Source organism: Metabacillus arenae (assembly GCF_014773385.1).
GTDB classification, from domain to species: domain Bacteria; phylum Bacillota; class Bacilli; order Bacillales; family Bacillaceae; genus Metabacillus_D; species Metabacillus_D arenae.
The window spans coordinates 263,965-287,542 of the sequence record NZ_JACXAI010000002.1 but is presented as its reverse complement, the minus strand read 5'-3'; the positions used below and the strand labels follow the sequence as shown (position 1 = coordinate 287,542).

The 23,578-nt window shown below is 33.7% G+C and carries 15 protein-coding genes; 2 read left to right on the top strand and 13 right to left on the bottom strand.

What is annotated here, in order from left to right:
- Positions 1 to 70: 70 nt before the first annotated feature.
- The 4 genes from IC621_RS03255 to xerA form a co-directional block, all read right to left on the bottom strand.
- Positions 71 to 1,681 (bottom strand): hypothetical protein, encoded by a 1,611-nt coding sequence (locus IC621_RS03255; RefSeq protein ID WP_191155663.1) that lies wholly within the window; start codon positions 1,679 to 1,681, stop codon positions 71 to 73.
- Positions 1,682 to 1,713: 32 nt separating this feature from the next.
- Complete coding sequence (locus IC621_RS03250; protein ID WP_191155661.1) at positions 1,714 to 1,998, bottom strand: hypothetical protein; 285 nt, start codon at positions 1,996 to 1,998, stop codon at positions 1,714 to 1,716.
- Between the two features lie 142 nt (positions 1,999 to 2,140).
- Positions 2,141 to 2,812, bottom strand: a complete 672-nt coding sequence (locus IC621_RS03245) for a hypothetical protein (RefSeq protein ID WP_191155659.1) — start codon at positions 2,810 to 2,812, stop codon at positions 2,141 to 2,143.
- Between the two features lie 18 nt (positions 2,813 to 2,830).
- Positions 2,831 to 3,823 (bottom strand): site-specific tyrosine recombinase/integron integrase, encoded by a 993-nt coding sequence (xerA, locus tag IC621_RS03240; protein ID WP_191155657.1) that lies wholly within the window; start codon positions 3,821 to 3,823, stop codon positions 2,831 to 2,833.
- Between the two features lie 103 nt (positions 3,824 to 3,926).
- On the opposite strand from xerA, the gene IC621_RS03235 reads away from it, so the two are divergent.
- Both IC621_RS03235 and IC621_RS03230 read left to right on the top strand, forming a co-directional pair.
- Positions 3,927 to 4,142 carry a helix-turn-helix domain-containing protein gene (locus IC621_RS03235; RefSeq protein WP_191155655.1) on the top strand — a complete coding sequence of 72 codons (216 nt, stop codon included), beginning with the start codon at positions 3,927 to 3,929 and terminating at the stop codon, positions 4,140 to 4,142.
- A gap of 169 nt (positions 4,143 to 4,311) precedes the next feature.
- Positions 4,312 to 5,568: a hypothetical protein gene (locus IC621_RS03230; protein WP_191155653.1), complete on the top strand. Its 1,257-nt coding sequence runs from the start codon at positions 4,312 to 4,314 to the stop codon at positions 5,566 to 5,568.
- An 89-nt stretch (positions 5,569 to 5,657) separates the two neighbouring features.
- Here IC621_RS03230 and IC621_RS03225 read toward each other — a convergent pair whose 3' ends face one another.
- The 9 genes from IC621_RS03225 to IC621_RS03185 all read right to left on the bottom strand — a co-directional run bounded on the left by IC621_RS03225 (position 5,658) and on the right by IC621_RS03185 (position 23,576).
- Positions 5,658 to 8,291 (bottom strand): right-handed parallel beta-helix repeat-containing protein, encoded by a 2,634-nt coding sequence (locus tag IC621_RS03225; RefSeq protein WP_191155651.1) that lies wholly within the window; start codon positions 8,289 to 8,291, stop codon positions 5,658 to 5,660.
- 70 nt (positions 8,292 to 8,361) lie between these two features.
- Complete coding sequence (locus IC621_RS03220; RefSeq protein WP_191155649.1) at positions 8,362 to 10,572, bottom strand: sialidase family protein; 2,211 nt, start codon at positions 10,570 to 10,572, stop codon at positions 8,362 to 8,364.
- Positions 10,573 to 10,586: 14 nt separating this feature from the next.
- Complete coding sequence (locus IC621_RS03215; protein ID WP_191155647.1) at positions 10,587 to 11,387, bottom strand: hypothetical protein; 801 nt, start codon at positions 11,385 to 11,387, stop codon at positions 10,587 to 10,589.
- 11 nt (positions 11,388 to 11,398) lie between these two features.
- A complete protein-coding gene (locus IC621_RS03210; protein ID WP_191155645.1) occupies positions 11,399 to 15,085 on the bottom strand; it encodes a phage tail spike protein in 3,687 nt (1,228 codons plus the stop codon).
- A 12-nt stretch (positions 15,086 to 15,097) separates the two neighbouring features.
- Entirely contained in the window at positions 15,098 to 15,865 is a 768-nt protein-coding gene (locus IC621_RS03205) for a distal tail protein Dit (RefSeq protein ID WP_191155643.1), read from the bottom strand.
- A 69-nt stretch (positions 15,866 to 15,934) separates the two neighbouring features.
- Positions 15,935 to 20,938, bottom strand: coding sequence for a phage tail tape measure protein (locus tag IC621_RS26960; protein ID WP_191155642.1), 5,004 nt, complete (start codon positions 20,936 to 20,938; stop codon positions 15,935 to 15,937).
- Between the two features lie 262 nt (positions 20,939 to 21,200).
- Complete coding sequence (locus IC621_RS03195; protein ID WP_191155639.1) at positions 21,201 to 22,388, bottom strand: phage tail tape measure protein; 1,188 nt, start codon at positions 22,386 to 22,388, stop codon at positions 21,201 to 21,203.
- Positions 22,389 to 22,450: 62 nt separating this feature from the next.
- Positions 22,451 to 23,140: a hypothetical protein gene (locus IC621_RS03190; RefSeq protein WP_191155637.1), complete on the bottom strand. Its 690-nt coding sequence runs from the start codon at positions 23,138 to 23,140 to the stop codon at positions 22,451 to 22,453.
- 73 nt (positions 23,141 to 23,213) lie between these two features.
- Entirely contained in the window at positions 23,214 to 23,576 is a 363-nt protein-coding gene (locus IC621_RS03185; protein WP_191155635.1) for a hypothetical protein, read from the bottom strand.
- Positions 23,577 to 23,578: the final 2 nt, after the last annotated feature.

Below are 23,578 nucleotides of genomic sequence, written 5' to 3'. Positions count from 1 at the left end.
AAAAGAGACTGGCAAATTACCAATCTCTTTAAAACACTTAATATAATAAATCTATCTATTATTGATACTTTTAGGCTGTGTATAAAGCTCCAGTTACTACACCTGTATCGTCAACGGTAATTTTATATACTGTTCCATTTGGAGAAGTTAGGATTTTCTGCTTTTCATTTTCCTCAATCAGTCCAGTTTTATCAGTTTTCCAATCTGATGCCTGATTCGTTCCACCAATAAATTTATTATCTTTTGCGACAATTGTAGTAGTAACAGTGTCTTTATGATCACCTACAACCTGAACTAAACGTTTCCCTGTAGAATCATTGTCTATTCTGTTATTTATTAAATACAGGTTAAACGTAAAGGCTGTTTCTGTTTTCCCTGCACTGTTTTCATATACGTATTTACCTGCACCTTTTAGCAGCAAATTACCTTCCAATGTCCATTCACCAACGATACTCGCATTGTAATTTAAATACGTACTTTGTCTATACATAGAAATTATTTGAGCACCTGATGTTTGGTCTAAGAAGCTGACTGTGTTATTTTTGAAATTTAGCTTGGAAATGTTACCCATAGGGAATAGCACATAGTTCGTAGAGACAATCTCCATGTCATTTCCATTCATTGTAAATGTTTCAATACCATCATGATTTGCTGAAATTTGACCGTTTACCAAGAATCCTTTACCTTTTAAACTATTGTTGCTGATGATTAATGATTTGACATGAACTCCTCTTTGGCTATCAGGTAATGTTGAAACTGATGAACTAGGTAATGAACCCATCTCGAACATTCCTTCAATACACTCTACCGCATTCCCCGTGATATTCACACGCTCAACAGGGACATCAAGACCTGTTGTTCCTGAATAGCCAATGGAAACAAAGGTCGAGCAAATTCCTGCATTACCAGAAATAGCAATGTTTTCATTCTCTCTTTGCTCTCCACTGTCACCACTACCAACTTCAGCAAATGTAGCAGTTGCCATATCAAGCGTATTACCTGTGATTGAATAATTGTATACACCATTTCTAGCTTTTACTGCTGATCTCGTTGTGCTTGCTTTAGTTGCTCTAAATGTATTACCACTCACAACAATGTCTTTATTGTATCGGTCTGTATCATTCACACCTCTACCTGCGAAATAAACACAGTGATCATACCAATCAATAAAATGGTTTCCAACTACTTTTACATATGATCCACCTGTAGCTACAATAAACGAGCCACAAGAATTACTAAATGTACATCCCGTAAATAAATAATCCCCGTCAACTTGGTCTTGAGGTGCGAAATCTTGATAATACACATTTTCTCCAGCACCAGGAGCAATCACATCAAAACCGCCATCGTATTTCAGGAAGGAGATTTTGTTGTTTCCTTCAAGTCTTACAGATTGAGAGGCAACAGTACGATTAAATCTTCTTCTAAGTATTCCACCAGTTCCAAGTAAATCTACATTTTTAGGTACAGTTATTGGACTGTAAAAATCGAAGAATTCAGAGTGATTGGGTATTAGTACAGTTCCGCCATTAGGTAGACTATTACAAGCTTGTTGAATAGCCGGTTCCCAATCATAACCCTCTGAGACTGAAACTTTTAAGTGGTCAAATTCTGTAATGCTTACTTGATCTGCTCTTTTGAATAAAGTCCTTACCTCAGAAGAGGTTTTGAAAAAACTCATCTACACACATCATCCTTTCTTAGAGTAATTGATTAGAAAGCTCCGATCCAATTGTAAGAAACTCCAGCTTCAACAATTACAAAGCTCGTGATAGGGGCATCCTCTTTTTCAATTGAAAATCCTTGCCCATCTGCAATATAAATAGGACTACCATTATTTACCTTTATACTACAGGCACCTGAGTTACTAAACGTGAATTTATAGAGTGAATATTTTTTGTTCCAGTGAGAAGGGGGTTCTGGAATGCATTCTTCGTTAGCCGAACTAATTAAAATAGAGGGGCTGCCGATATAGCCGGTTCCTAAGCGAAATCCCATAATATAAATTCCTCCTTATATTTTAATATAAACAAAAAAGTTTGTGAAAAATAGAGTGATACAAACGTTGATATATCAACATCTAAAAATCCATTTCACAAACTTTTTTTCAATAAAACTATACTTTTATAGAATTGTATGATCATAAAGAAGACCACAAGTTCTTTATTTCTTCTTTTTCTTTTTCTAAGTGAAGTCTATCAATTTCCGTTATTCTACTTTTCGCTTCTTCTAATAACGAGTTATATTTACTTATAATGCTAAGTAATTCTTTATTATACTGTATCTCACCTAAATAAATAGGTACCCACAGTAACCCGTCTTCAAGTTCAGCCCAAACAATGTCGTCTTCAGTATTATAGCCTATGGGCATAGTAGTTGGTTTTGTCACTATGTATCCTTGCGATGACATTATCTCCCCAAGCATTCCAAAAATATATCTAAATTCCTTATCAAGATGATAGGGAAGGGAAGTTTCAGCAAAATATGAATAATCATTTTCTTCTAAATGCCACCATAATGCACTGACATTAAATTTATTTTCAATAACTGGATCTATGTTATTAATTAAATTGGTTATATCATTTTTTAAAAGTTGCAATCCTTCCGAACCAACATTATTACTGAGTTCAATATTGTCTGTTATTATTTTTACGGCATTTTGATTAAAGAAGGAAATTATAAATTCTTTAGAGGAATTTTTGAACTCAACACGACACTCCTCCATTTGTATTAATAAATTATCTTTAATCATAAGGGACTGGGAAATTAATTCATCAAAATCGATAGCTTCAACTGAATCATTAAAATCCAATAAGACACCTCCTTAGATTTATTGAACGTGATACCTTTTATGTGCTTGCTTTTTTCTTTCTTCAGAAACGTGAGCATAGATAAGGGTAGTTCTAGGATCTTCATGTCCTAGTAGGTGCTGAACATCTGCTAGATCAGCTCCGTTTTCCATAGCCAGTGTTACGAAAGAATGCCGAAAAGTATGTGGTGTAAGTTTCTTTGAAATATTGGCTCGTTTGTTTATCTTATCTATTATTCTTTCAATTGTCCGATCAGTCATTTTCCTATTAGGTTTTCGTGTAGTAACAAATAAATAATCGCATTCATCGTTTCGACTTTTTATGTATCTCCTTAAATGATATATAGCCTTATATGACAGGTAAACAACTCGTTCTTTGTCTCCTTTGCCGACTACACGGGCACTCATTTCCTGTATATTGATATCAGTTATTTTCATGTTCTCAATTTCCGATAATCGACAAGCTGTAGAATACAGAACCTCCATGAGCGCTCTTTCTCTTAACGTTTCGCATGATTCACGTACAATCTCCAGTTCTTCAATCGAAAGACCTTTTGGCATTCGTTTAGGCTTTTTAGGTGCCTTAATTTTTAAAGTAGGATCACGTAAAAGTAACTCTTCTTGAACCAGCCAACCAAAAAAGGATTTTAATACTGACAATTTTCTGTCTACGGTACTAATCATCCAATCCTTATTATGCGCAAGGTATCTTCTAATTTCGGCTGTAGTAACCTGGACTACTGCTTTATTCATATATTTAGCAAACATGCTTAATTCTGTTTTATAGCCAGATATGGTTACATTTGATAAACCCTCAATCTTTCTTGCTGATAAGAATATATTTATCTTTTCCTGTATGTCATTATCTATTTCCTTTTGAGTTTTTCTATGTATCTCATAATTACTTAAAACTTCTTCCAATCGAACAACTAATAATTTGGATTCGATATCAGGAGCAATGGTGTTAACAACAACATCTAAATCATTCATAAGCCTGGCCGTATCATTTATCATTACTTATCCCCCTTTTGTTACGTTTAACGTAATTATACACTGTTACTATTTACGTGACAAGTACAAAGTGTTATTTTAAACGTAACAAATAAGGAGGGATACAATGAAAATTGTTATTCATCTTGATAATATGCTTGAAAAAAATAATATGACTCAAAGAGAACTTGCTCGCAAAACCGGTATAAGAGTACCTTCTATAAATGAAATGTATCACAACCAAACAATAAGGTTACCACTTGATAACTTAGCCAAGATCTGTGAAGCGTTACAATGTGAAATTACCGATATTTTGGAATTAGTAAAAGAGCCTATAGAATAACTGTAAGCTCTTTTTCATGATATTCAGTTACGTCGCATTTTCCTCCAATGTGGAATTGGTTTTTTGGTATCAATTATTTTTTAGTACATAACTCCCAAGACCTTTTGTCCAAAAAATATATATTTTTGGCATCTTTTGTATTATAATCTCAATGGGAGTTGATAAATTTATGGAATTGAACTATAAAATGATTTTTCCGTTAAAATTGCTTTTGTTAACTATGACTATTTCTTCTTTCTTAATTGCCCCATCTATCCAAGGCACGACGCCAGCATACATACTGTGTTTTTTCAGTTTATTTTTTGTGCTATTCATGAGCAAAAGACTTTCCTATATTTTTTATAGAGATTTATTTATTTTTTTACTCATTTTTCTTTTTATTACTTTTGCATCGCAGTTATTTGTGGCGTTTACTTCACCAAGTCTCCCTGAAGATTTGACATTGATTGATAAAAATGATGGTAGTGTTTTATTTAGGAAATCATTAATCACACAATCTATCTACTTATTTGTTGCATTTATCTTTTTTTGCTTAACAAAAAATTTTTACAACAACAAATGGGATAAGTTTTTCTTAAGTGGTGTCTGCTTTTTATGTTTGTACGGACTTTATGAATTTTTATACTTTTTTATTTTCAAAACAAACGGTGATTTTTTATCCAACCGTGCTTTTGGAGAAAATATGCATTTCTCAGGAAGCTTATTTCAAGCAATGCAAATAGGCCCATTGCTATTACAACGAATGAAAAGTTTAACTGGAGAACCATCAATGTTCGCTTTTGTAATTGTTCCATTTTTCTACTATGCATACTATAAAAAAATGTACAAGAGTGCTTTATTGTTTGCGATTTGTATAGTTCTTTCTTTCTCAACGACTGCTTATTTAGGTATTGGGTTATTCTTAGGCATTAAACTTTTCAGGTTTTATAGAAATTTAATTTTTATATACTTATCAATATTCATCAGCCTTATCATTTCTTGGATTGTAGGCTTTGAAAAGATAGGAAGTATTATTTATGAATCGATTTTTGAAAAGATATTCACCGACTCACATTCTACAATTGCCCGTTCAGCTAACTTTTCTAAGCACATGGAGTATTTTTACGAAATGCCATTTTTATTAAAGTTTTTCGGATTAGGATTTGGAACAATAAGGTCAACTGACTTTTTCTCTACACTTTTAGTAAACTGCGGAATTATTGGATTTTTGTTATTTACCATACTGTTTCTTATACCAATAATAAAATTAAAAGGTACAAACCCAGAACATGTCGCTTTACGGTTATCATTAATTTTCATTTATCTCGCAATGATGATTTCCGTTCCAGAATACCCCTACTTATCAACCTGGCTTTTTTTAGGTATAGCATATAGTAAAATCCGACTCCTCAAAAAGAGGAGTTTTTTATTTACACTAAAGAAATAGATTTCCATAAAGAACCATCAAAATAAACAGCTTCCCATTAGTTGTATTGAACCACCGGTAAAAAATACATTACCTCCTCCAAATTTTGATTAGGATACCGTTGCTTTCTTCCATGTTGATCCTAAATAAAAATATAAGTCCCCATTTGTGGTATCTGTATACCGTTGTCCTGATGCATAAAAAGTAGTAGTTGGTACACCTGAGCCTGTTAACCCATCAATTAGATCAAAACTTGAACTAGTGCCAAATATACTAAAGCTCAAACCACCTTCTTGCCTATTTCCTGATAATTTCATAAATGTACAGTTATTGTACTCATATGAGCGATCAATTTTAGCAGGTGCTCTGTTATCAATGGAGTTATTGTTTGCGATGATACCTTTAGAGCAACCGGTGAAGTAATAATTATCTACCCCAACTACTTCTTTTGTATTATTATTTATTGCTATATTATTACTCACTGTAATGTTTACACTATTGACTATCGAAAGACCTTGCTCACCGTTCTCTTCAAAACGATTACCCTCTACAATTACTTGGTTAGAAGGATTGATTTGATTGGCACCAAAATTTCTATATGATAAATTTCCTTTTACAATGATTGATGAGCCTGCAAGCAGAAATCCTCTTCCTGTCCCGTGAGAAATTACATTGCTTTCAATCAAACAGCCTTTTGTATCTACTTGAGTTTCAATGCCGGATATATTTCCAGCGTTTGGAAGGACTGTTCCTACATTTTTTATTTGATTCCCTTTAACAATAGTGTCGAGAGGTTTAAAAGTATCATAGTTATTATCCTTCATTATTAAAATCCCAGATGATGCGGTACCATTTATGATATTATCAGAAATCACAACGTTTTTACCGCCAACGTGTGTTATTGCTCTTGTTTTCCCATTTTTAATAGTATTATGAGCTATAATAACCTTTTCACAATAACCCTCTCCTTGGGTTGTAGTAGAGATTGTACCTACCACACCGGTTCCGTTTGAAATGAATCTTGCGTTTACTTCATCTCCATTTGATGCACTAGTGAAAGTAATGGTTGTCCCCGAACCACCTGTAGTCCAACCTGTGAACAATGTACTTCTGACATTAGTTGCTATGGTAGTAGGTGTATCTCCGCTCGTAACATTTATATTATGGATTAAACCATCTAAAACGACTTGTATCCGCCCTGTAGTGGTCGCTCCTCCAGAAATCATTAAACTTGATACTTCTGCTGCTATGCCATCGGCTGTATAAGAAACTACAGCAATAGCGTCATCACCTGTATTTTCTAAGTAGTTATTTAACACTCTTACTTCTTTACAACGTCTAGTTATATGGATTCCGTCTGCGAAAGTATCTTTAACGTTGCAATTTTTTACTACTAAATCTGTACATTGACGGGCTAAAATCCCTGCCGATGTTTTCTCAACATAAACTGATTTAATTTGTATGTCCGTACAGTTGCTCGGTCTAATACCAGTTGAAGCGTCTGTTTGTAACCTTTTTGTGCCGCTGGATTTTATTCGGAAATTTTTAATGACTACACCTGTACAGTCATTAACCCACAAAGTAGAATTTGTATAATTTAAAGCGCACAGAACTGTTTTTCTTCCTACCCCTCTAAATGTTACATTGCTTTTATTCGCAATTGTCCAATTGGCAGAGTAGTTATACGTTCCTTTTGGGATGATTAATTCTCCACCGTCTGAAGGTAAATCATTAATAGCAGTTTGAATCGCAGCTGTATCATCATGTAGAACTAACACACCAGAAACTGTTACCGTTGCGCTATTTTGTAGAGTTATTGAATTTCCATTTAGTGCTGTTATTTCGGAAATGAAATAGCTATCCTTTACACCTACTGTGGTTTGGGTCACTGTACCACTCGCACCGGTTGTGCTTGGATCATAACTCATAGATGGCTTTTCTCCTGCAACATTCGCAGTAAAGGTAATGGTATCTGTTCCGCTTGTTCCGCCTGTTGTGAAATCATTAAAAACAGCACTTCGTATCTTATCAGCCACTTGTATCGCTGTATCCCCTGCATTGACTTCAATAATGTATGCTGCTGCTTGAAATGATATAGATACACTTCCAGTAGTCGTTGCTCCAGATGTAATTTGCAAGGTTTTAACATCTGCAACTGCTGATACAGTTTTGATAGCTATTCCTTGGCCAACCTTAAAATCAATAGGACTTGAGACCGTCAATGTGTTGCTACCTGAATTTATTGAACCTGTCGTTATTTGAGAAGAACCACTGACATTATAAGGGGGAAGCAAAACATTAATTCCACGATCTTTTAAATCTGCCGAAGTATCTGCCAAATCCGACATAACTGTAGTAATTTTATTCCCGACTTCTTCATCATAATTTTTTAATTTAGTCACATCTATCTCATCTTGACCGCCTACCTCATGAGTTGACGTATGACCTGCCGTAGCAGGGACTTTAACTTCGAACCATCTTGCAATTACTTTTAAACCAGCAGGAAGTGGTTCAGGAACTGTGATAATTTTTTCATTAGTTAATGTGTAATCATACTGAGTTACACCACCAACAATCAATGTTAATAGCTTTTTATCTATAGCTTTACCGTTTGAAAGTGTGAATGTAGTTTGACCTTCTGTTGAAACCCAACTCTCCTCATTAGGGATAGAGCTACCGATAGCTTCAATTTTTACATTTTCCCATTCTTGTGTTGTTGGGTTTTTGTATCTCAAATTTGCCATTATTTCACCTCAATTAAAAAAGGTTGAAGAAAATTTTTCTCCAACCCAATTAATTATGTTAAATTTATTTTTAAAATACGTACCATTTTGTATTAAGCTTTACAAACCTTCTTGATTCAAGGAATGATGAGATATTGAAGTTATTACTACCTTCGATTAATTCACCTTCAAATCCTTTAACCTGAATCTTATTAGTGGACTGATCTTTTTTTCTGATCGAAATCTCATGGAATTCTGGTACTGAATCAAGAGGGGGGAGTGTAAATATTATGCTACCATTATATGTATCGCCTACAAGCCATTTTTCTTCTTCCCCAATTATTTCTTTACTATACCCAGTTTCAATTACAATACTTTTCCTTTTAGCGAAATCAGAAATATTACCTATTTGTGCGTATTTATGAGTGATATATACTTTTAATAATTCATTGTTTTGTATTTTATTGATAATATAATATTCTGAAGCATATGCGGTAGTTACGTGTAACTTAAATACGCCATCGGCAGGAGATGAGTCATTTTTCATTGACAAGTTATCATAAGCAGGTTCAAAAGTAAATGGGAAACTTCTCGAATTGTTTGTAATAAATATTTCCTGGTTTGGTTTGCACCCAATAATTCCTTTTAGGACAGAACTACTTGAATTTTCAACATGGATAAACACAAACCGGCTAGATGGATTTACTTGGATGTATCCGTTTGAATCAATTGTAACTTCTTCATAAACTTTACTTGTTTTTAAGTTAGCCACTTCATTACTTAAATTTATTTTTATACTAGATAAGTCATGAATTTCTACGTTACCACTTTTCTCAATAGCCGCAATTATTCTACCATTGTAGTTTGTTAAACATGAGTACCCATCTACTTGACCTTTATATAATGTATACACTGGGTAATAATTAATAAAGTCTAATGTAGCTTGTAAAACCAAGTTTTCTCGTCTAACTGTGCTATAAGGATTTAAAAATAAACCAAGAGTCTTATCTGATGTTTCTATTTTATCAAAACTACCCTGACAACCAACTGGCTCAATTAAAGTATTTCTATCAGTAACGTGAGGAATCCATGTGAATCCTAAATTATCAGTAGTATACATTCTTCTTGCAGAAATACCACTTCTAGCATTGATTAGCAGCTTACCATTTTCATATTCAACTATATTTGCTTCAGATGTAGAAGCTGGAACTCTTACACCTTTCCATTGCCATGTTGCCCCATTGTTTGTACTGTAGATGAGAGAACTTTGAATTGAATGACCTGTATCATTTTTAATTTGTATAGGTAATACTAAAGTACCATTATTCATTGTAATTCCTTTTCCAACGCCACCCCATACAAATTTAATATTTGAATCAGAAGTGAACAGCGATTTCAAACTGATCTCATTTGACCAAGTAGCTCCATCATCGTCTGAATATTTATAAACAAAATCCCAAACAGTTTCTTGTTTTGTAGCTTCAGTCCAAGGTTTGATCATATCAAATACTAAAGCAAAAATGAAAACTCTATTCGTATTTCTATTTACTAGAATAGTAGCATCCATTTTCCTAGAATTATATACAATTTCATTGTTAGGGAAAAGAACTCTCTTATCCAGCCAAGTCTTACCAAAATCATTGCTTCGTGCTATCCCAACGTCAATTCTATCGTGGTCACTTGATGAATCGTATCTAATGTCAGAGCCAGCTATCACTACATTATTGTTTGTAATTTCACAAAAAGGAATACGAAAGTAATAAGAGTCAAAATCTACATCTTTCGTAAAATAGGTTGAAATATTTCCTGATTCTATATAATTTACTTTTTCAGCTACTGATTTTACTTTCAATTGTTCACTGTTTAATCTATCATCAAGACCGTCATAGGTTACACCATCAGTATCAATTAAAGCAGGAGAGATTTTAATTCCTTCTGCCAACTTTGAATCCGTAATTGATCCATCTTGAATTAGTGAGCCATCAGCAGTAGGAACAGGTCTTTCTACGTTCTTTAATACAAGAAAATTAAAAACAGTTCCAGTATCCCAATCAGAACCATCTATACTGTCAATTCTTAATGCGCCTTCATTAAAAGTATAATGAGTTCCTTCGGAGAGTATTTCGCTATCTTTAAAAACTAGTAAAATATCTTCTTCTGGATTAAATTCCGTTATCCCTATGTATACATGGCTGAATTTTCCTGGAAGAGTATATGTATTTCTTAAATTTGCCAATCTAGCATTAATTTTTATTTCTTCCCATTGTCCAGTTGTTCTATTTCTCATTTTTAAATTTGACAAACTAATAAACCTCCTTATTCGTCAATTTGCCACCAAATTTGAGTATCATCCTCTGGTTCAGTTGCAGACATAACCACTCTAGCAGTTCTGGATTCTTCAGCCACGTCTAGCCACAATGTGTGACCTGATAACGGAGGATTTTCAGAAACTGTGATCGTAAAGCCTTCAGGTGTATCAGATATCCCAACAGGTTTCCATTCTGAACTATCCCATCGATATTCTGTTTTATTTTCACGAACGCCAACTGTCCAACCGACTTCAGGATTCGGGAATGTGGTTTGCAAGTCAGAAATTAAATTAACTACACCTTTATAAATTTTCTTTGTATCATTAACTACAGTTGTGTAATCAGAAGTTGCATTATTTGTATCAATGATTGCTTGTTCAGCTTCATCAATTTTCTGCTCAACTTCATCAATTTTATCGTTACTTATATTTACAATATCCTCTAGAGTTTCAGTTACAGTAATTCCATTATGTTTTGTCCATACTCTACGATGAGGGAAGTAGTGAACACCTTCACCTTTATATTCGACAGTGAAGCTTTTACCATTTTGACTTGGGTGGAAAAATACATCACCTTGAGCATAATCAACTCTAAAATAGTTTTCCTTTAACTCTCCATCTGTTATTTCATACATCGGAGTATCAGAAACAACTCTTACTCGTTCTAAGCGATTGGGGATTTCTGTTAGATTTAAAACTTCATTAATAACCTCCCGTGTCTCACTCATAAAGACATACGGATCATCTGGGGTAGTTCCACTTCTGCGTTTACTTAAAATTGGATCATTAAAAATTTCATCTAAACTCATTCATTTTCACCTCAATTTATCGATCTAACGATTAATCTATTTTCTGTGGTATTTAAACTAATTCCCGATGTGGTATCCATAGGATTAATAATTACTTCAAAGTAACAATCTTTATCAATTCGCTCCATACCACTACCGTTCCAAATATATTTATCTTCATTTGCAGGAATAGTTATTTTTTCATAGCAAATATAATTTGAAACTACCGTACCATCGTTCTTTTTAATCCGTACATTCATGTAAACGTCTTGATTTGTTGAAGCTAGGTTATGTATTTTCAAAGTAATATTAAATGAATATAATCTACGATAAGAGATTGCTCCCTGACCTGTATTTGTGTCATATAGCGTTGAAGTCTGCCCAAACAATGATTGTGTTCCCGTTGCAAATTTAATAACGGTACTAGATGTAATAGGAGTGGGGGAGAAGGTAGGATTTAATCCATTACAATTTATATAATAAGTAGAAACATCATCCTGAGAACGTGAGTGACCGTCCTTGTCTCTATTATTCTTAATTTCTGTTTTATCAGGCTTACTGTTGTATCCTCTGAAAATTGTAGGTGGGGTAGCAAATAAATTATCACTAATTGAATTCCAATTTCCACCTTCTAAATAAAGACTTATTCCCGATCCCCAACGTCCATTTTTAATTTGAACTCCCATAGAGTCCTTTATATAGATTTCTCCGAATGAAAAATTACATCCATTAAATAATTCACCATGTGAAATACCGTCAACCATTAATGCACGTCTTTGATTATGATTAGACGTACAAGCAGTAAAGCTACCGTGGGAATCATTTTCACCAGCTACTACTTGGATACCATCAACGTTATTATTAAAGAAGGAACCAACTGTATGTACATTACCTGAAGCTACTCTAATTCCTAAATAATTGCTATATGCTTTCACACCATGTATTTGACAATATTCTGCACGAGTATCAAAATTCATTGCATTAAAATTATTAAAGAAGTGAACATTTTTAACATCTACAGATTTAGAATACAAGTCATCTGTGGCACCTGATTGAGTCACGTACAGACCGTTTTTGTTAAATCCTTGTACCAAACAGTTTTTAAGGAGTATTTCAGAACTTCCATTTGAGTAAACACCAGTTCTACTGCCTATTGTAGAGCTAGGAGCATAAGATGTTCTGTCTAAACCTTCAATTGTAAATCCATCGATGACGACATTATTTATGTTATTTGCATAGAGGAAATCTCCAGTTTCTCCACTTTTAAATGTGAGAAATGCACCCTTAGATACTAACCAAACATTACTTTTTAATGTTAATTTCTTAGCAATATAATTCTTAAAATAAAAATTTATCGCTCCGAAACCATTAGCAGCTACATGATCTATTGCTCTCTGTATTCTTCCAGTATCGTCTGTTTCAGGTACAATAATAGGGAAGGACTCTATATCTGTTCCGTTACCGTTATCTGAGATACGACTTTCCATATCTAGAATTTTTTCAACATCCACCTCTACAGTTCCATTGCTTAATGCTGTGGATTTCATCCCATCCCAAGTTTCAGTTTCAGAATTATAGACATTCTGTATCTTTGTTGTTGGGTTAGTCCATACGTCATTACTCTCAGGATTTTCGGGAGGAGTAGGGGACGATGAATAGGTAATGCCGTTTAATTTCCCATTCATTTCACCGTTTACCACAACTTTATCGCTAGGTTGATAAGGGTTATCTTTTGACAGTTTTGATGTAGCGATCTCAGAAAGAATAATTCCTTCTCTGTTGATATCGACATCAACTCTTCGATAAGCTCTTATTCCTAATGTGTAGTACAAATTAGCAGGGACACTTGGGAAAGTGTATTTTTTAATTTCCGAATTAAGATCGACAAGAGTCTCTTTTGCAACCGTTGAACCAAATATATAAGGTTCTCTTAAATCACTTGAATATAAATAAACGATAAAACCATCAATATTATGTTTATTGTCATTCGTCTTAGAGAAAGAAGGGTACTCCCACTTAATTGTTAAATCAACTGAGCCATTGTCATTTAATTTATGCGTTATAGCAGTCTCATCAGTTTTTAGAGTAGGGGAGACAGGGACATCGGATATTCTATCATTACGAATATTGGAGTTATTTGCTACTCTTTCCCAAGCTAATTTTCTTTTCTCAAAGTCAGTAGATGTCTTATTTACTGCATATATCAATCTCTTCACTTGCTCTACTTCGGATTCAGGATCTTTAGTATTCGAAATAGTTAAAGAGATTGATGCATTCTCATAATCAATATGCATTTCAGTTACAGTAGTCTTAACATCAATTTTCAACTTATCATGTCGAATTGTCACTATATCTCCGATAGATAAGCGATTCCAGTTATGGTTTTCTTCAACAATCTCAAAGAAGTTAACAATTGATAAATTTATGTTTATTGGTGGAGTGTTTATTTCTTTAAAATGTTCTAACGCAGCTTCGTATAAATCTACATCATTAATCTGATTCGTATCTGACCATTCTTCAACAAAAATATAATCTGTTAATTCAGCCATTAATGATGAGGTAAGGTTATTTTCTATATTAATCTCATCTTTAAGTTTTTGGATTGATGAATCAATATTGCTTATTTGCAGTTCAATAGATTTAATCTCTTCTTTTTTATTATTTATATGATTTGTTTTGTTGTCTCTATCTTTATTTAACCCACTTGTTGGATCGCCTATGTCCTTAGCGAGTTCAAGAGTGTCCAGTATTTGTACTAAGTCATCCTCAAGTTCACTTAATTCATTATTTAAAGTCGTTAACTTTTCTTGAGTTTCAGTTTTAGAATCTAAGAATTGTTTAAAGTCATTTTGTTTTTCTTCAACCAGCTCATTATAGTCAAGGATAGCATGGCATAAAGCATCTGACATGTAATGACTAGATTGAATAACTTCTCCCTCTTCATTTCTTTCAAATGGATACAAATAATAAGAGAAATTGTCTATATAAGACTGACCAGTTGGATTAATTGAGTTGATTGAAACTCCATCCGAACCAGATACAACTAATCGAGTGATTACCTGTTCAATATCAATTGTTTCCTCGATAGTATCTAAATATTGACCATATTTTATTATGAACCCTTTATCTTTTGAAGACTCATCTTTTTTATAAATATTTACAAGGAGATTAACCGTATCAAACTCATATACAGCTTCAAAAGTTTCACATATTTCATTTAAAAAATCTAATTTAGTTTTACTTGTAACATCAAACTGACGGTAAATTAAATTTAGTTCGTTCGAAATATAGCCAACTTTCCAGTTAGTACCTTCTAGACAATCCTCTAATACTTGCAAACAGTTGTAGGATGATCTTTGATAATCTATCATTTTCTTAAAACTCAAATCATAGCCAAGAGAAAAACACTCAATAACCACTTTATCAACATCAGTCGAAGTTTTACGTTTCTTTAAGATGATATACCATTCAACTTCTTCGCCTTTTACAGCTTTAATTAAGTATCTTTCACGAACCATGTCAACTACTGGATTTCTAATTACTTTATTATATTGAATTGTTTCATAAGGAATTGAGAATGATAGTTCATTGATAGAGGAAAACTTAATAATTTGATTTTTATCATCTGTATCTGTTATTTTTCTAATTACTTTCCGGTCAGGTTTTGCAAGAAATAATGATATTTTTTTAGGTTTAACATTCATACCAATAGAACTCATACTTCCACCTCCTTATAAATATTTAAATCTGTAATGAAATTTAATTTTACAGTCTCCAGTAATGTGTAAAATATTTTTACCTGTTTGTAAAACGAGATGATTGTCATTAAAATTATCGTATCTAAATGTATTTGGAATATTCGTTTCAATGATTTCATTTTCACTGTCAATCTTTATGATTTCTTTATCTATAAGCCCAGTAAATTTAAATGTGTTATCAGCAATGGCATAATTCTCAATAGTTAGATCTCCGTTACCAATTTTCTCAATATAGATATTAGGACAGATTTTCTCATCTCCTAAGTTGTCAATGATTACTGTTCCTTTGAAGGTAGGAGAGGTAGTGGTATATAGAGGAGTAGCAATGTCACGTCCATATCCATTCGGTGAATCGCATCTCATATTTAAATTCACATAACCTTGCTTTAATCCGTTATGGATTAAACTGTTGTCACCAACAGGCATAGCGTAAAATACAATATCTAAGTTTTCACTGAAAGCAAGTGGCTTGTAATAATCAACATTCAACCATTGAACAATGTTTCTAATTAATCGATCATTATATTTATCTTCAAATGCAAAACTCATAGGAATTGTTTTAGGTTCTTTTTCAACTTCTATAAAGTAGGGCTTATTACGCCCTCTAATAGTAAATTCTCTAATTGAACGATTTGAAAATAACTGTTCTTCAAATAAACCAGCATTTATAGAAATATTTAAAATACCAAAATCACTGGATTTTCTTCCATCAAAGGTAAAATACAAACTTTCTCTTATCATTTATTCACCTCATTCCCAAAAGAAAAGAGTCAACCATTGAGATTGACTCCACAAAGTTCACATAACTAATTAATTTATTCTTGGTATTTTTATACCTTGTTTTAATGCGCTTTTTATAGCTTTGCCCATCAAATTATCCGTTTCTGCTTGGGAGCCATTGAAGTTCTCAACGCTAATTAAACTTCCAATGTGAACATCTCCACCAGTTGTAGTATTTAATTTAATGTTGCTGAAATCAGGGAATTTAATGTTACTAGCTATATTTCTAACAATATCAACAGCTTTTAAGATATTGCCTGTGTCTGACTTATTCAAGATAAGTTCCTTTTCATGAGCTAAGAGGAATTTACCTTTGGAACCATTCATATTAGAAGGTGTCATTCCACCTGAGTCAAACTTCGCTACGTTGATTTTATCAAAACTACCGTTGTTAATATACCGACTCGCACCATTAATAATATCGATCAAATTGTTTCTGTTGCTTAACCCAAGGACTGAGATTGATTTCCATATATGTGAGAAGAAAGCGTCTAAATCTTTATCAATTCGTTTTAGATTCCCTCTAATTAATTCAGTACGAATATTAGCAAATTTACGTTCATCATTAATTAATGTTTCAAAATGATCTTCAATATCTTTGCGTTCTTCCTCTAAGTTCTTCTTTCTCAACTCAGTAGTACGCTCATCCTGCATTTCAGTTATTGATTCATCCTGTTCTTGGAGTTGCTTGTTTAACTCATCTCTACGCTTCTTAGCTGAGTCAGAATCATCTAATGACAAACTAGACATTTCATCTAATATTTCTTGACGCGATTTATTAGCATCATCTAAACGCTTTTTATAATCCGATTCATTTTCTTTTTCATCAATTTCACGTATCATTTCATCGATTGAATTGAGAGCAATTTGTTTTTGTGCTTCATATGCTTTTTTGTACACATCAACAATTTGATCAGCCATTTTCATCCGTTCATCGTATATTTGACGCTCAAGAGAAATAAGTTCTACATTACGTTCAACAAGTTTGTCAGTTAATAATTCACGTTGAGAAGCAGTTAAGTTTTTATTGTTTTTGATTTGATCTTTTATGTATTTTATTGTAATGACTTCTTGATTACGTTGTTGTCTGAATACATCTTCTCTTCTGTGTTGCAAATCAATCCATCTACGAGAATCTTTGACTGCTTCATTTTGTTGATAATCAATAACAGCTAAATCATCTTCAAATTTTTGCTTAAATCGGTCAAATTGAGCAATTTGAGAATCAACTATCGCCATAAATAATTCTTGTACCTGATCTGTAATACCGTTTATTTCTGATTCAAAACCTAAAACAGTTGATTTAGCGTCATCTAAGGATTGAAGTCTTTCTGCTTCAGCTCTACTGGCATCTGATAAATACTTCGCATAATCAGAGCTACTGCCACCACCGGTTCCAGTTTGCCCCATACTATTCATATACTTCATTGGGTCAATGGCTTTACCATTTTGTTCAATTTGTAAATGAAGGTGAGCACCAGTTGAATGCCCCGTGTTACCAACTTTACCTAACTGTTGACCTGCTGATATTCGTTGACCTGCTTTAACATTCAAACCTTTTTGCATATGCATATATTTAGCAACTGTGCCATCGTCTTGTTGAACAACAACCCAATAACCTGCTGATTTACTGTAAGTAGCTGTGATGACTTTACCGCCTCGAAGAGCTTTTACAGGGTCACCTTGACGACCATTTGCAAAGTCAATTCCTTTATGAGGGGATTTACGGAAAGACTCTTGTTGACCAAATTTTGAGGTTATTTTGAAATTGTCTAAATAATATGAGCTAACATCATTTGCATATGACTTGAAGGTGTTGGAAACAGTAGTAGAAATATTTCCAGCCATTGAATCAAAATTAGCTAATACTTTCTTGACATAATCTTGTGTCTCTTTAAATGGAGGAATTCCACCATATTTTCGAACATTGCCCGGCCCTGCATTGTAGGCAGCTAACGCTTTTTGAATATCACCACCAAAGGCTTTAAGTTGTTGTGCAATATACTTTGTTCCACCCATAATATTTTGATAAGGGTCATAGGAATTGTTTACACCTAAGCCTTTTGCTGTTGCAGGCATCAACTGCATCAATCCTCTAGCACCTGCGTGAGAGCGAGCAGTAGGGTTGAAGTTAGATTCTTGTTTAATTATTGCCGCAATTAAAGCAGGATTGACACCATATTTAGTTGCTGCTTGGTTAATAGCACTTGCGTATTTACCTTTATAAGAGCCACTTGAACCGTATGCCCCACCAGTAACTCCACCTGACACACCACTTGAACCGTAGAAAAAGCCATCATTAACTATACCAGAGTTTGCAATTCTACCAGATTTAATTTGAGCCTCTAAGTCTTTTTTCTGTTGTGATAGAATATTCTTTTTCTCGTTCAAGAGATCAATTTCTTTTTGTAGTGAAATACGGTAATCTCTAGAATGATTAGCATAGTCATTTTGCTTATTTTCTAGCTCAGTCAGTTCTAAATTTAATTCTTCTAAGGTTAATTTGTATTTATCTGCAACATATTTTGATTTTTCATACTGCTCAATTTGTTCTTTTGCGGCTTCAGTAGCTTTATCAATTCCTTCAGCTTGTTCCTCTGCGGCTTTAGCTGCGTTTTCTGAGGACTTATAATATTGTCCATTATAATCTGTCGCCTCAGCGAGGGAAGGGATGTATTCGTCTAATTTTTCTGTGATGTCTGCTAGGATGTCGGATTCCATATTACGAGCTTTAGCACCAAACTTGTAAGCAGTTATACCATCTTGAGTTTCTAAGAATGGGTCACTCATTGTACCATCGGTATTTTGACGTTGAGCCATAGTATATAGTGCATCCGATGCTTGCTTATAAGCGTTAATCATATCTTTTAGAAGAGTGATACGATTTTTAACACCTATAGCAGCATTCAAAGTCATTTGTTCCTCTGCGGATAGTTGACCATCTGCCATTTTCTCAATTGCCTCTGTAATTATCTGCGTTTGCTCTACTTCCTTTTGCATGGATTCTACATGGAGTTGACCACCTGATACAAGATGAGGGTATATACCTGATAAATATTGTGTGGCCGATGCTAATATTTGTTTCTGTTCAGCAGATAAACTTTCTTGTTGAGATAGGGTAGAGTACAGTGCAATTTGCTCACGAGTAGTTTGGAGTTCTTTATCAGAAACACCGATTAATTGTTGAGAAAGCGTAATTGCTTCTTCTTGTTCAGCGTTCATGGAGTCAAGAGTATCTTCGGCACTACCTGTTGCACCTGCATTTGCAAGTTGTTTTTTGGTTAATTCTTCAACATTTAAAGATAAATTATTGACAGTAGGGCTACTTTTGGTAACTTTGTCTATATATTTATTAAAAGAATTAACTGATTCATTGACAGTGTTCTGATTTCCACTTGCAAAGGATTCTTGAATATCTTGCATGTATTCAGATATCTTTCTAGCAGTGGCTTCTACTTGAGGTGCATCCATCTTAGAAAAGTCCATTGATGCCACAATATCAGATATTTCTTTTTTAATACTTGGATCAATTTCTATTTTACTAAATGCATCAGCAACTTTGATTACTTCATCATTTATTTTCATTGAAGCATTAGCTGATTCCTGTTCTAATGAAAGTATATCTTGTTTTAATAAATTTACTTCTTTGGAAGCTGCTTCTCTTTGTGACTTTAGAAAATGAGTATCAGCTAAACCTTGAAAGGTTTTCATCTCATCTTCTTTAGTTGTAATATCATCTTCAATATTTTCTCTATTTTTTTGTAAATCGTTTATAGTGTTTTGTGCATTTAGAAGAGTTTCTTCTTTTTTGAGTTTAATTAATTCTTTTGTCGCATCAATTTCTTTGGTTATTTCATCAACATTTTTAATATGGTAATTGCCTTGGGAGTCGATTGACGAAATTAAACCTGGAAAAACAGAAGCGAGTTCTTGTTGTATTGCTAAATATTCTCTCTCTTTTTCATTATCCCAATTACCATTTTCTCTTTGTTCAGAAAGAGATTTATAAGAATTGATAAGCTCATCTGTTTGTGCTTTGTTTGTAGTAAGAGCTTCTATGTTTTTTTCTTGAGATACTGCAAATTCTTCTTGTCTTTGTTTTGCCTCAGAGTAATTCTGAATTAGTTTTTCGAGAGCGAAACCAATACCAACAAACACTGCGCCAACTACGGTAGAAGCTAACAAACCTCTCAGTGCTGTTTTTAATCCAATTGTAGCAATTGATGCTCTGTTCATACTTGCAGATAAACCAGCAGTTGCAAGGGAGGTGGCACTCATGTTTGCTGTACCAGTGATTAGAGCAGTAGAGAATGTTCTAAACTTAGTACTCAAAGCAAATACAGAAACGCCCAATGTGCCCATTACACCAGATAAAACTCCGATTTTATCTATTACCGCAGAACCAATGGTCAGCAAATCGCCTAAAGATTCTACTCCAGCAATAAGAGAATCAGTTAGGACTGCATCGCCAACTGATAAAGTGAATTTATTCCATGCGGTATCAAGCCGATTTATTCTCGCTTCTAAACTATCTGCGTATTTTTCTTGTTCAGCCATCGAACTTCCTTGAGAGTTCATAGCTGTAGTAGTTGCTTCAGTTGCGATGCTGAAATTATTCATTAAGGCAAGGAACCTGGACAATTGATAGCGTCCAGCAAGTGTTACACCCAGATTTTGGCGTTGCTCATCACTGAGGGATGTCCATTTTCCCGCAAGCTGTTCTAAGATATCACTTACGGGTCTTACATTTCCAGACATATCCTTAATTGAAATATTGACTGATTCTAATGCTCCCTTAGCATCATCCATTGTAGTTATTCTGGAAATAATTGTCTTTAACCCATTTCCCACAATTGCCCCTGATTCTCTAGTCGTGCTACCAATAGCAGCTATATATCCTGTTAATTCGTCAATATCTACACCAAATGTTTTAGCTGTGCTCGCTGCCTTGCGAATACCGTCTGATAGATCTTTAGTTGAAATCGCAAAGTTATTGTCAACCTCATTTAATTTCGTTTTTACCCCTGTTTTCACAGTATTTAAAAGGGACTAGACTATCTCTTTATCCTAATAAAAGGATACTCAGCACTTCGAACAGTAGCTCATATTCTATTCTACATAATAGTCGTTACACCTTCGATATAAGTATAATTTACTTATAAAGCTTGGCACGGTATTGTCATATCTATCATAGACTTAGAGTTCCACCGTTAGCATCCCACACTTGAGACACACCCCTGAGCAATAGGGTTCACTGAGTTTTCACTTATGTATTACTACATAAGGCGACTAAAAATTAATCGGCAATTTGAATTGAATCTGACGCAGCTATATTAAAATTCAACATAGCTGAAGTCAAAGTATCTACTGACGCTTTTGCATCAAGATCCGAGATATTCTGGAGTACTTGGGCTGTGGATGACATATCCATTAATTCTGTGTTGGAATAATCACCCATACGAGCAAATTCACCTGTTATTTGTAATAAATCAGTTAGTTTTGAAGATAGCTGGTCAGAAGTGGTAACTGCTTCATTTAAAAGTTCAGTCAATCTAAAATCAGGTACATCCATTACACGCTGAATGTCCACCATAAGGGTATCGATTTCTATTAATCTGGCAGTCATGTCTTGAAGTGCCCTAAGTGGAGCGTAAAATGCTGTTGCAGCTGCCATCCAGATCGGGAAACGACTCATAGCTGTTGAGAATGCTTCACTGAACGAAACCACGTGACTTTGAGAAGATCGTACTTCACTATTAATCTTCTTAAACTGCATTCCAAGTCTATCCATTTCCTGACTTAGATTAGGAGTTGTAGTATTTAATTGACTTACAGTATTCAACCAATTATTTAGATCAGTATTGTCAAATTTTCGGTCATATCTTCTTGTTAAATTGTTAGCATTTATTTCTGATTGCTGTTTGAACATTTCAAGCTGATGTGCCAACTTTTTATTCTGATCATCAATTTGCTTATTAAGTTTTTGTTCACTTTGAAGTTGTTTTTCTCTAATAGCTGCCGATTTGTCTAAAGTTTGCTCACTAGCTAAAACCAGACCATTTTCTTTACCTTGAATTTTCACATTGTTCAAAGAAGCTAATTGATATTTTAATTTTTGAATTGTCCCATCAGCTTTTTCAACAGTTAAATTTAGCTTCTCAACATCCTTGGTGATAGGGTTTAGTGTTTTAGTGTAACTTACTTGACCAAGTTTTTGATGATGTTGAACAATTTTTTCCCACTCGGTCTGTACTGATTTAATCTTATTTAATTCACCATCAGAAACAGTGGACATTTTTGCTTGATTCATTTTAGCTTGTAATTGTTCAACTTGCTTAGCCAATTGAGATAGGTTTTTATCATTAACACCTATTGAGACGTTTAAATTCTTCCCAATCTTCTCAAGTTGTCTATTAATGGAAGCGGTGGTAGTTTGTTCATCAAGCATTCCCTGTAACAATATTTTCAAAGGGTTATCCGCCATTAAATCACTCCTTTCTAAATAATTGCAAACAAAAAAACCACTGAAATTAATCAGTGGTCGGTTTAAACACTTTGATTATTTTGTTGTCGTTTAATTATTACACTAAATACGTTCTGCCAAAGAAGGGCTTTATCATACAGGTTTTTATAAATTGGATTATCTACATTGAGAGGATCATTAGATTTTAAGAAAGTTATTTTATGAAGTGGTTGTATTAGGTCATCACATGTTAATATTAACTCTATGCTTTTAACTCCCTTAGTGTTTCTCTTACTACCTGAAAGTCCTCCAATTATTGCTCCTGCACCACCTAGAAGAGCACCGCCTACAACTACTCCCCCAACTTGGGAGCCTCTGTCAACCTTGGTAACTGTTGAGTCATCTTCTTTTATTTCAGATTGTACGATCTCATTGAAACTGTAAACATACGGTTGATAATTATTATCTTCATTTTTAAAAACTGCAACTTTACTTTGTTTCTCATCGATTAATAATGCGTTTTGTTGATTGAAGTCAAGAAAGAAGTGGGTCTTGGTTAAATTTAATTCGTTTATAATAGTGTTAAGTTTACTGTTAATAACTTTAATTTGTCTTTCACTCATATCACGTTGTTCATTTCGGTTCCAGACTATAGTGATTACTATTGTGACTAATGACATGAGTACAATCAATAAATTATCATTCCATACTCCAAAGAAGATAAAAAGTGAAGCTAACAATAGAATTGCAGGTACTCCGTATAATCTTTTCATTCCATCACCCTCATGGTAAATTTAAGTATATTATAACACAATTACCATGGTGGAGTTATTATTATTTTCTATATTAAAATCCAAGTTCCTCTATATCAAATTCAATGACTTCTTCACCTTTATAATTCAACTTTACATATGTTAATACTTCAGTTTCTCCATTGTTCCAGTAAAACTTTAGACAGCCGACTGAATGACCTTTCCAATCATATGATTTCTTTTCATACTCATCAAATTTTTCTTTATAGATATTCACGGCATCTTGAAATGATTTGGCTTTTGTTGATCTAGATCCTATAAATTCAAACTCATGATTATTAATTCTGTTGTTTAAGTTAAGGTGACCCTCTGTAATCACAAATCCTTTTATTATTTTATCCTTGTCAATTTCCTTTTCAATTAAATTATTATTTTCATAGAATTTTATAATAGTCATAT